This is a genomic window from Stenotrophomonas sp. FW305-C-20-S1, assembly GCF_058783335.1.
This window is the reverse complement of the sequence record NZ_JBYTEK010000014.1, coordinates 1-9095: the sequence shown is the minus strand read 5'-3', so window position 1 is coordinate 9095 and position 9095 is coordinate 1. Positions and strand designations below refer to the sequence as shown.

The window sequence follows — 9095 nt, the reverse complement described above, 5'->3', positions numbered from 1 at the left end:
CTGTCCCTGTCGCTACCGGACAACACGCAGGGGTAGCGCCGGGCCATGCCCGGCGTCCTTCCACCGTCAAGGAACTGGATATGCGAAAGACAGGGATGTGGGTGATCATCGGCCTGCTGCTGGCCCCCACCGTGCAGGCCGCGCCGGCCTGCCAGCAACCGGCTGACGTGGCGCGGGCCTTCTTCGAAGCGACCACCGGCAAGGGCGACCTGCTGGAGCCGCCGCAGGCACTGGTCAGTGCGGCGTTTGCCAAGGCGCTGCATGGCGAGCGTGCCTGCCAGGTGCGCGAAGAGGGCATCTGCACGCTCGATTCCGATCCGTGGCTGGACGCGCAGGACGGGGAGATCGACAGCCCGGTGCGCTACAGCTGGAAGCAGGCCTCGGCCACGGCCGGCCAGGTCGAAATGCGCTATCCGGTCTGGGGCAAGGCCTACGTGACCCGCGTGCCGATGGTGCGCAAAGGGGAGGGCTGCTGGCAGGTCGACGACATCCTCACCAACAGTGGCCGCTCGGTGCGCAGGATCCTGGCCCAACCGCTGCCTTGAGCCTCCGGGGCATCCACGCATGGCGTGGATCTACCGTACTCCGATTGCCGGCCGCTGGCCGGCACGCCTCTAGCGCGAATGCCCGAACACCAGCTCGATCACGAACTGGCTGCCGAAGAACGCCAGCAGCAGCAACAGCATCGCCGTCAGCGTCCAATGCACTGCCTTCGTGCCGCGCCAGCCATAGCGGCGGCGGCCGATCAGCAGCACGCCGAACACGATCCACGACAGCACGCTCAGCACCGTCTTGTGCACCAGCTTCTGCGCCAGCAGGTCGTCGACGAACAGCACGCCGGTAACCAAGGTCAGGGTCAGCAGGGCGAAGCCGACGGTGATCACCCTGAACAGCAGCGATTCCAGATCGGCCATCGGCGGCAGCGCACGCAGCCACGGACGGAATTCACGGCGCCGCAGCGCACGCTCCTGCAGCCACAGCATGATCGCCAGCAGCGCGGCGATGCTCAGCGTGGCGTAGGCCAGCAGTGCCAGCCAGGCGTGGCTGGCCAGGCGCCAGCCCAGCACCTTGCTCGGTTCATGGCCATAGCCGTGGTAGACCACCAGCAGCAGCGCGGCCAGCGGGAACACCACTACGCCCAGAGTGGACATGCGCCCGCGCGCGCCCACCAGCGAGGTCAGCCAGGCCATTCCCAGGCCGACCAGCGACAACGCGGCGAAGAAGTGCATGTCCGGGCCGCCGGTCGTGCGCATCGCCACCAGCACGTGGTAACCGCCATGCAGCAGCATCGCCGGCAGCGCAGGCCACAGCCAGGCGGGCGAGGTCACCCCGTCGTTGCGACCAAGGGCGCGCACCAGCAGGGCGCTGGCAGCCAGGTAGAACAGGACGGCGATGAGAACGATTGTCATCGTTGAAGTTTCGCATACCCCCGCGGTGCTGGCGACGGGCGTGGCGTCGCAGTCCGGGGAGCGCGATGGACCCGTTATACTGTGGGCCTTATTGTCCCCCGCTTTCAGACAGGTTGCGCCGCATGTTCGAGTCCCTGACCCAGCGCCTTTCCGGCACCATCGAGCGCCTGCGCGGCCGTGGCCGCCTGACCGAAGAGAACATCCGCGAGGCGACCCGCGAGGTCCGCATCGCCCTGCTTGAAGCCGACGTCGCGCTGCCGGTGGTGCAGGCCCTGATCGAACGCATCAAGGTGCGTGCGGTCGGCCAGGAAGTGCTGAAGTCGCTGACCCCGGGCCAGGCCCTGATCAAGGTCGTGCGCGACGAGCTGACCGCGGTGATGGGCGCCGAAGCCAGCGACCTGAACCTCAACGTTCCCGCGCCGGCCATCATCCTGATGGCGGGCCTGCAGGGCGCCGGCAAGACCACCACGGTCGGCAAGCTGGCCAAGCACCTGAAGGAAAAGCGCAAGAAGAAGGTGATGGTGGTCTCGGCCGACGTCTACCGTCCGGCGGCGATCGAGCAGCTGAAGACGCTGGCCGACCAGGTGGGCGTGCTGTTCTTCCCGTCCAGCGCCGAGCAGAAGCCGGAGGCCATCGTCCGCGCCGCCATCGATGACGCGCGCAAGTCGTTCGTCGACGTGCTGCTGGTCGATACCGCCGGCCGCCTGGCCATCGACGAAGCGATGATGGCCGAGATCAAGGCCCTGCACGCTGCGGTCAACCCGGCTGAAACGCTGTTCGTGGTCGATGCCATGACCGGCCAGGACGCGGCCAATACCGCCAAGGCCTTCGGTGATGCGTTGCCGCTGACCGGCGTTGTCCTGACCAAGACCGACGGTGACGCCCGTGGCGGCGCCGCGCTGAGCGTGCGCTACATCACCGGCAAGCCGATCAAGTTCGTCGGTGTCAGCGAAAAGCCGGAAGGCCTGGACGTGTTCCACCCGGACCGTATCGCCAGCCGCATCCTCGACATGGGCGACGTGCTGTCGCTGGTCGAGCAGGTCGAGCAGCAGGTCGACAAGGACAAGGCGCAGAAGCTGGCCGAGAAGGTCGCCAAGGGCAAGAAGTTCGATCTGAACGACATGCGCGACCAGCTCGAGCAGATGCAGAACATGGGCGGCATCGGCGGCCTGATGGACAAGCTGCCGGGCCTGGGCCAGATTCCCGAGCACCTCAAGCAGCAGGTCAGCCAGGGCAAGGAAGTGCCGCGCATGATCGCCATCATCGGCTCGATGACCAAGAAGGAACGTCGCAACCCGAACCTGCTCAATGGCTCGCGTCGCGCCCGCATCGCCAAGGGCTCGGGCGTGACCCCGGCCGACGTCAACAAGCTCATGAAGCAGTACATGCAGATGGAAAAGATGATGAGCAAGATGGCCGGTGGCGGCATGAAGGGCATGATGCGCAGCATGAAGGGCATGATGGGCGCCATGGGCGGCCGTGGCATGCCGTTCCGCTGAGCGCGCGCTGTATCGAACGCTTGAACAACCCGCGGAATCAATCAAAGGAATGTGCATGAACAAGTCGATCGTGGTGATGGCGCTGGCCCTGGGCCTGGTTGCCTGCAAGGACGACACCTCCGTGTCGCAGAAGGCCGGTAGTGCCATCAGTGGTACCGCTGCCGATTTCGTCGCCGGGCTGGGCGAGGGCGTGGACAAGCGCATGAACGTGACGCTGCAGGCCGATCCGGGCCTGGCCGCGCAGGGCCTCACCGTCACCCTCGGCAAGAGCCGTGGCATGGGCTCCAAGGACGCGGCGGTGTACGTGGTGGCCGACAAGGCCTTCAAGGGCAAGCTGGTGGCGCGTGCGCTGGATGCCGAGGGCACCGAGATCGGTCGCGCCAGCGCCGAGGAAGAGTTTGCCGCTGATGACGCGCGCTATGTGACGTTCAAGTTCAACGAAGAAATGGACAGCCAGCTGGTCCGCACCTACGCGGTGTCTGCACGCTGAGCCGGGCGGGAGCGGATCGCCCGCGGCGACGCTCCCGTCCACAGTGTCTGGCGTATGCTGGCAGCGACTCCTTCCACAGGTGCGTCGCGTGAGCCTTTCGCCGATTCTCGAACGCGCCGACGATTTCTGTCGGCGTTTTTCATTGCAGCTGCCGATCTTGCTGGCACCGATGGCCGGTGCCTGTCCGGTTCCGCTTTCCGCCGCGCTGGCCAACGCCGGCAGCATGGGCGCGATGGGGGCCGTGTTGTCGCCGGCGGCGGATATCGGTCGCTGGATGCAGGACTTCCGTGCAGCGTCCAGCGGGCCGGCGCAGGTGAACCTGTGGTTGCCCGATCCCGCGCCGGTGCGCGATGTGGCCGCCGAGGCCGCCACGCGTGCGTTCCTGGGCCAGTGGGGGCCGGAGGTTGCGGCCAGCGCAGCGGATGCCACGCCTGCCGATTTCGAGGAGCAGTTCAGTGCGCTGCTGGCGGCACGGCCGGCGGTGGCCTCGACCATCATGGGCGTGCTGTCGCCGCGTCATGTGCAGCAGTTGAAGGATGCGGGCATCGCCTGGATTGCCTGCGCTACGACGCTGGCCGAAGCGCGCGCTGCGCAGGACGCGGGTGCTGACGCGGTGGTCGCGCAGGGCGCCGAAGCCGGCGGCCATCGCGGCGCCTTCGATCCGATGCGTGCAGAGCAGCAGCTGGTCGGCCTGTTCGCACTGCTGCCGCGGCTGGCGGACAACCTGGATATTCCGGTGATCGCTGCGGGCGGAATCGGCGACGGTCGCGGCATTGCTGCTGCCTTGATGCTCGGGGCCAGCGCCGTGCAGATCGGCACGGCCTTCCTGCGCACACCCGAAGCAGCGGTGGCGCCGGCATGGGCCGATGCATTGGCCCGCAGCGAACCCGAAGACACCTGGCCGACGCGCGCGTTCAGTGGGCGCCTTGGCCGCGGCCTGGCGACTGCCTACGTGCGTGCAGCTGCTGCCGAGGGCGCACCCGCGCCGCGCCCGTACCCGGTGCAGCGTGGCCTGACTGGACCGATGCGCAAGCAGGCCACGCAGGAAAACCGGCTTGCTGCGATGCAGGCCTGGGCCGGGCAGTCGGCGTGGATGGCACCGGCAGCGCCGGCCGCCGACGTGCTGCGTGGCATGTGGGAACAGGCGCAGGCGCTGCTGCGATGACGGTGACCTGCAACGGCGCAACGGCGCGGGCCGAAGACCTGCTGCCGGCGCTGACCAACTACGGCCACTTCACCTCGTTGCAGGTGCGCGGCAACGCGGTGCAGGGTCTTGATCTGCATCTGCAGCGGCTGGCCAAGGCAACGCAGGAACTGTTCGGCAGCGGGCTCGATATCGCGCAGGTGCAGGCGTGGATGGCGCAGGCGCTGCAACAGGCCGGCCAGGTCGACGCATCGATGCGGGTCACCGTGTTCTCGCGCCGTTTCGATTTCCGCGCGCCGCTGGCAAGCGTGCCGGTGGATGTACTGGTTGCCGTCTCCGCGCCGGTCGCGCTGACCGCGCCGAAATGCGTACGCAGCGCGACATGGCAGCGAGAGCTGCCGCAGATCAAGCATGTCGGTACGTTTGGCCTGTTCGCCCAGCGCCGTGCCGCGTTGGCAGCGGGTTTCGACGATGCGCTGTTCGTCACTGCCGACGGGCAGATCAGCGAGGGCACGACCTGGAACCTGGCCGTGCATGACGGCGAACACCTGATCTGGCCACAGGCGCCTGCGCTGCGGGGAACCGCTGAAGCGCTGCTGCAGGCGGGCTGGGTGGGCCCACAGCAGACCCGGCCGTTGCGGCTGGATGAGCTGGCCGGCATGCGGGCGGCTTTCGCCTGCAACGCCAGCGGGTTGTGGGCGCTGGATGCCATCAATGGTCAGGCGCTGCCGGGTTCGCAGGCTCTGGCCGAACAGGGCAGGGCGGTGTTGGCCCGGGTGCCCTGGCAGTCGCTTTCCTGAATGGAACCGTTGGAGTCAGAACCCTTTTGCTCGGTAAAAGGGTTCTGACCCCGGGGTAGACGCCCGGGGTTGGCTCGGCCGGACTCTGCCGCTATAATCGCCCGCTTACCGCGCCATCCTGGCGACTGGGCAATAGGAAAAAACCACCATGGTCAAGATTCGACTGACCCGCGGCGGCGCCAAGAAGCGTCCGTTCTACCACATCATCGTCACCGACGTCCGCAGCGCCCGCGACGGCCGCAACATCGAGCGCGTTGGCTTCTACAACCCGGTTGCACAGGGCGGCGAGAAGCGCATCGAGCTGGACCTGGCCCGCGTTGACCATTGGGTCAAGAACGGCGCCCAGCCGACCGAGAAAGTTCGCAACCTGATCAAGGAAGCGAGCAAGTCCCAGGCCGCTGCGGCCTGATCCTGACGGGCCGCGCCCTGGTGCGGCCCATCTGATTGAACGCAGATGAAAGATAACGAGCGCCGCATCCTGCTTGGCAGGATTGTCGGCGCTTTTGGTGTGCGCGGCGAAATAAAGCTCGAGTCCTGGACCGAGCCGCGTTCCGCTATTTTCCGTTACCAACCGTGGATCCTGCGCAGCCCCAACGGGCAGGAATCGACACTTGAAGGCGCCCGTGGCCGGGATACCGGCAAGCATCTGGTGGCCCGTTTCCCGGGTATCGAGGATCGCGACACGGTCGAGGCGATGCATGGCACCGAGGTCTTCGTGGCCCGCAGTGCGCTGCCGCCGCCCAATGCCGACGAGTATTACTGGGTCGATCTGGAGGGCCTGGATGTGAAGACCGTCGAAGGCGTTGCCCTCGGCCAGGTCTCGCACCTGTTCAGTACCGGCGCCAACGATGTGGTGGTCGTACGCGGTGACCGCGAGCGGATGATTCCGTTCGTCGTGCCGGAGTTCGTCAAATCCGTCGACTTCGAGGCCAATCTGGTCGTGGTCGACTGGGACCCCGAGTTCTGAGTGTGAGCATGCGTTTCGACGTCATCACCCTGTTCCCCGATTTCCTCGCCCAGTCCGCTGGGCTGGGCGTGGTCGGCCGTGCGCAGGAAAAGGGATTGTTCAGCCTGCATGGCTGGAATCCCCGTGATTACGCCGAGGGCAACTACCGCCGGGTGGACGATCGTCCGTTCGGCGGTGGCCCTGGCATGGTGATGCTGATCGAGCCGCTGCAGGCGTGCCTGCAGGCGATCCGTGAGGCCGATCCGACGCCTGCGCGGGTGATCCATCTCAGCCCGCAGGGCGCGCCGTTGACCCAGGCCAAGGTGCGGGAACTGGCGGCATTGCCGCGCATGGTCCTGCTCTGCGGCCGCTATGAAGGCATCGACGAGCGCTTCCTGGCCGCCAATGTCGATGAGGAGATTTCCCTCGGCGACTATGTGCTGTCCGGCGGCGAGCTGGGGGCGGCGGTCATCATCGACGCGGTGGCCCGGCTGCAGGAAGGCGCCTTGAATGACGCCGAATCCGCGGCGCAGGACAGTTTCGAGGGCGACCTCGGCCTGCTCGACTGCCCGCATTACAGCCAGCCGGCCCAGCATCCGCTGGGGGACGTGCCGGACGTGCTGCGCTCGGGCAACCATGCCGCCATCGCCGCCTGGCGCCGGCAGCAGTCGTTGATCCGTACCGCACAGCGGCGCCCGGACCTGCTGGATGAACAGGCGCTGGGCAAGGCCGACCGCAAGCTGCTGGCCCTGGCCCGCCAGGTCCCGGCGGAAAAGGGCAAGGTCTAGCGCCAGCCCTGCTTTATCGGCTATCATGGCCCATTACGCCGGCCCCGGCCGGTGCGCAGTACCCAAAACAAACGTGCAGCACAGTCCGGTGACTGCATGAGCCCACGCTGTCGAATGACACGCCCACCCGAACAATGAATCGGTGTAACCCATGAGCAAGCTGAACAAGTCCATCGTCGCGGAATTCGAATCCGCCCAGATCACCCGCGAACTGCCGCAGTTCAGCCAGGGCGACACCATTGTCGTCAACGTGAAGGTGAAGGAAGGTACCCGCGAGCGCGTGCAGGCCTATGAAGGCGTTGTCATCGCGACCAAGAACGGCGGCCTGAACTCCTCGTTCACCGTGCGCAAGATCTCGCACGGCTACGGCGTCGAGCGCGTGTTCCAGACTCACAGCGCCATCATCGACTCGGTCGAAGTGAAGCGCCGTGGTAAGGTCCGCGCCGGCAAGCTGTACTACCTGCGTGGCCTGGAAGGCAAGGCTGCCCGCATCAAGGAAGATTTGGCTGCTGCTGCTGCCGCCAAGGCCGCCCGTCTGGCAACCAAGGGCTGATAAACAACTTCGGTTGTTGCCGCGACGGCCGCCTTCGGGCGGCCGTTTGCGTTTGTGCTGCCGCCTCGTTAGTTTCAGTGGATGGATGAGAGCGACCATCGATACCCGGCGGACATCCAGGTGGCGTTGCGCTTCCTGGACCGTTCCGGGGTGCCACGGAGGGAAGCGGCCCCCTTGCTGCACCGCATGCTGTGGCGGCTGGGTGTCGCGCTTCCGCCGCCGATACTGGCCGGTTTCCTGACCAATACGCTGCTGCAGGGCCTGCTGTTTGGCGTGTTCTGGACGGTACTGATGTGGCTGCTGTTGTGGCAGGGCAGGGCCCCGGCGCTGGAACTGCTGTTGCTTGCCGGGGTGGCGGCAGGCGTGATGTTCGGCCTGGTGATGGCCACCCTGATGTGGTTCCTGCGCGGGGCCCGCAAGCTGCCCACCTGGCGGCAGTTCCGCAGCAGCCTCTGAGACCATGGCGCAGTGCGCCGTGACCGCTGCCGGGCGGCGGCGTACGCTCGGGCCTTCGACCCTCATGGCCCCTGCGATGCCCGCCAAGCGACCTGCCAGCAGTGCCGCGCCGAAGCTGCTGTCCGGCGGTAACCCGCAGATCGCCAAGGGTGAGGGCGATGCGCCCGTGCAGGCTTATATCGCTGCCATGCCGGACTGGAAACGGGCCGTTGGTGAGCGTCTGGACGCCCTGATCGAACAGGCCGTGCCCGGTGTGCACAAGGCAGTGAAATGGAACTCGCCGATGTACGGCGTTGCTGCAGGCGAGGGCTGGTTCCTCAGCTTCCATTGCTTCGCCCGCTACATCAAGGTCGCGTTCTTTCGCGGCGCGCTGTTGCAGCCTGTTCCGCCTGAACCGTCCAAGAGCGCCGACACCCGCTACCTGCACATCCTTGAGGACGAGCCGTTGGACGAGGCGCGGTTCCTCGACTGGGTGCGGCAGGCCAGCCAGCTGCCTGGCGAACGTATGTAATCCCCCAGGTTCTTTCCCCGAACGAGACCACGCGATGGCCACGCAGAAGTCCGATCCCGCAGATGCCGCTCTCCCCGCTGCCGCCCTGATTGACGCCCGCATCGCCGAGCTCGCTGATTGGCGCGGCGACATCCTCGCCCGTGTGCGCGCGCTGATCCACGAGGTGCTGCCGGACGTGGAGGAAACCTGGAAATGGCGCGGCACACCGGTGTGGGAACACAACGGCATCCTGTGCACCGGCGAAACCTACAAGCAGGCGGTGAAGCTGACCTTCGCCCACGGCGCCGCGTTGCCGGACCCGAAGTGCCTGTTCAATGCCAGCCTGGAAGGCGGCACACGCCGCGCGATCGACATCCACGAAGGCGGCATGCCCAACGCCGCGGCGCTGAAAGCACTGCTGCGCGCCGCCGCCAGGCACAACGCGGAAAAGAAAAAACGGTAGTGCCGGCCGCTGGCCGGCAATCCCATGGACTTCCCAGGCATCGCGCGGTTGCCGGCC

At 66.8% G+C, this 9095-nt stretch carries 13 protein-coding genes; 12 read left to right on the top strand and 1 reads right to left on the bottom strand.

Going from position 1 to position 9095, the window contains the following annotated elements:
* The first annotated feature begins 80 nt into the window (after positions 1–80).
* Positions 81–545: a YqhG/Tai3 family protein gene (locus AC3WTC_RS09675; RefSeq protein WP_059063500.1), complete on the top strand. Its 465-nt coding sequence runs from the start codon at positions 81–83 to the stop codon at positions 543–545.
* A gap of 69 nt (positions 546–614) precedes the next feature.
* On the opposite strand, the gene AC3WTC_RS09670 is transcribed toward AC3WTC_RS09675, so the two are convergent.
* A complete protein-coding gene (locus AC3WTC_RS09670; protein WP_492711335.1) occupies positions 615–1409 on the bottom strand; it encodes a cytochrome C assembly family protein in 795 nt (264 codons plus the stop codon).
* A 122-nt stretch (positions 1410–1531) separates the two neighbouring features.
* Here AC3WTC_RS09670 and ffh point away from each other — a divergent pair, with 122 nt between their 5' ends.
* The 11 genes from ffh to AC3WTC_RS09615 all read left to right on the top strand — a co-directional run bounded on the left by ffh (position 1532) and on the right by AC3WTC_RS09615 (position 9038).
* On the top strand, positions 1532–2908 hold the full coding sequence (gene ffh / locus AC3WTC_RS09665; RefSeq protein ID WP_025873824.1) for a signal recognition particle protein: 1377 nt from the start codon (positions 1532–1534) through the stop codon (positions 2906–2908).
* Positions 2909–2963: 55 nt separating this feature from the next.
* A complete protein-coding gene (locus AC3WTC_RS09660; protein ID WP_025873823.1) occupies positions 2964–3398 on the top strand; it encodes a hypothetical protein in 435 nt (144 codons plus the stop codon).
* Between the two features lie 88 nt (positions 3399–3486).
* Complete coding sequence (locus tag AC3WTC_RS09655; RefSeq protein WP_099842140.1) at positions 3487–4563, top strand: NAD(P)H-dependent flavin oxidoreductase; 1077 nt, start codon at positions 3487–3489, stop codon at positions 4561–4563.
* A complete protein-coding gene (locus AC3WTC_RS09650) occupies positions 4560–5342 on the top strand; it encodes an aminotransferase class IV family protein (RefSeq protein WP_492711334.1) in 783 nt (260 codons plus the stop codon). Before AC3WTC_RS09655 ends, AC3WTC_RS09650 begins: the two co-directional genes overlap by 4 nt.
* A gap of 148 nt (positions 5343–5490) precedes the next feature.
* Positions 5491–5751, top strand: coding sequence for a 30S ribosomal protein S16 (gene rpsP, locus AC3WTC_RS09645; protein ID WP_025873821.1), 261 nt, complete (start codon positions 5491–5493; stop codon positions 5749–5751).
* 45 nt (positions 5752–5796) lie between these two features.
* A complete protein-coding gene (rimM, locus tag AC3WTC_RS09640) occupies positions 5797–6309 on the top strand; it encodes a ribosome maturation factor RimM (RefSeq protein WP_025873820.1) in 513 nt (170 codons plus the stop codon).
* Between the two features lie 8 nt (positions 6310–6317).
* Positions 6318–7076, top strand: coding sequence for a tRNA (guanosine(37)-N1)-methyltransferase TrmD (gene trmD, locus AC3WTC_RS09635; RefSeq protein WP_025873819.1), 759 nt, complete (start codon positions 6318–6320; stop codon positions 7074–7076).
* A 151-nt stretch (positions 7077–7227) separates the two neighbouring features.
* A complete protein-coding gene (gene rplS / locus AC3WTC_RS09630) occupies positions 7228–7629 on the top strand; it encodes a 50S ribosomal protein L19 (RefSeq protein WP_025873818.1) in 402 nt (133 codons plus the stop codon).
* A gap of 81 nt (positions 7630–7710) precedes the next feature.
* Positions 7711–8085, top strand: a complete 375-nt coding sequence (locus AC3WTC_RS09625) for a DUF6404 family protein (RefSeq protein ID WP_032976001.1) — start codon at positions 7711–7713, stop codon at positions 8083–8085.
* A gap of 76 nt (positions 8086–8161) precedes the next feature.
* Positions 8162–8596: a DUF1801 domain-containing protein gene (locus AC3WTC_RS09620; protein ID WP_033830650.1), complete on the top strand. Its 435-nt coding sequence runs from the start codon at positions 8162–8164 to the stop codon at positions 8594–8596.
* A 34-nt stretch (positions 8597–8630) separates the two neighbouring features.
* Positions 8631–9038: a DUF1801 domain-containing protein gene (locus AC3WTC_RS09615; RefSeq protein WP_492711333.1), complete on the top strand. Its 408-nt coding sequence runs from the start codon at positions 8631–8633 to the stop codon at positions 9036–9038.
* Positions 9039–9095 lie beyond the last annotated feature (57 nt).

Bases quoted from the DNA above. Each gene is read 5' to 3' on its own strand.
- AC3WTC_RS09615 (WP_492711333.1), top strand. From the start codon at position 8,631: ATGGCCACGCAGAAGTCCGATCCCGCAGATGCCGCTCTCCCCGCTGCC.
- AC3WTC_RS09670 (WP_492711335.1), bottom strand. From the start codon at position 1,409: ATGACAATCGTTCTCATCGCCGTCCTGTTCTACCTGGCTGCCAGCGCC.
- AC3WTC_RS09625 (WP_032976001.1), top strand. From the start codon at position 7,711: ATGGATGAGAGCGACCATCGATACCCGGCGGACATCCAGGTGGCGTTG.
- AC3WTC_RS09660 (WP_025873823.1), top strand. From the start codon at position 2,964: ATGAACAAGTCGATCGTGGTGATGGCGCTGGCCCTGGGCCTGGTTGCC.
- rplS (WP_025873818.1), top strand. From the start codon at position 7,228: ATGAGCAAGCTGAACAAGTCCATCGTCGCGGAATTCGAATCCGCCCAG.
- AC3WTC_RS09620 (WP_033830650.1), top strand. From the start codon at position 8,162: ATGCCCGCCAAGCGACCTGCCAGCAGTGCCGCGCCGAAGCTGCTGTCC.
- AC3WTC_RS09675 (WP_059063500.1), top strand. From the start codon at position 81: ATGCGAAAGACAGGGATGTGGGTGATCATCGGCCTGCTGCTGGCCCCC.
- rimM (WP_025873820.1), top strand. From the start codon at position 5,797: ATGAAAGATAACGAGCGCCGCATCCTGCTTGGCAGGATTGTCGGCGCT.
- rpsP (WP_025873821.1), top strand. From the start codon at position 5,491: ATGGTCAAGATTCGACTGACCCGCGGCGGCGCCAAGAAGCGTCCGTTC.
- ffh (WP_025873824.1), top strand. From the start codon at position 1,532: ATGTTCGAGTCCCTGACCCAGCGCCTTTCCGGCACCATCGAGCGCCTG.
- AC3WTC_RS09650 (WP_492711334.1), top strand. From the start codon at position 4,560: ATGACGGTGACCTGCAACGGCGCAACGGCGCGGGCCGAAGACCTGCTG.
- trmD (WP_025873819.1), top strand. From the start codon at position 6,318: ATGCGTTTCGACGTCATCACCCTGTTCCCCGATTTCCTCGCCCAGTCC.